The sequence below is a fragment of the Rhizobium sp. 01T437 genome (assembly GCF_056398505.1).
In genome coordinates, this window is the sequence record NZ_JBFTPM010000093.1 from 1 (window position 1) to 322 (window position 322).

The window sequence follows — 322 nt, forward strand, 5'->3', positions numbered from 1 at the left end:
AGCGGCAGCAGATCCGGATCGGGGAAATAGCGATAGTCATGCGCATCCTCCTTGGTGCGCATGGACCGCGTCTCGCCCTTGTTCGGGTCGAAGAGACGGGTTTCCTGATCGATGGTGCCGCCATCCTCCAGGATACCGATCTGGCGGCGGGCTTCGTATTCGATCGCCTGRCCGATGAAGCGGATGGAGTTGACGTTCTTGATTTCGCAACGCGTGCCGAAGGGCTCGCCCGGACGGCGCACGGAGACGTTGACGTCGGCGCGCATGGAGCCTTCGTCCATGTTGCCGTCGCAGGTGCCGAGGTAGCGTACGATGGAGCGCA

General features: G+C 62.6%; 1 pseudogene. It reads right to left on the reverse strand.

The features are described from left to right. Positions 1–322, reverse strand: a pseudogene (gatB, locus tag AC1DM5_RS36650) (Asp-tRNA(Asn)/Glu-tRNA(Gln) amidotransferase subunit GatB); the annotation flags it as partial.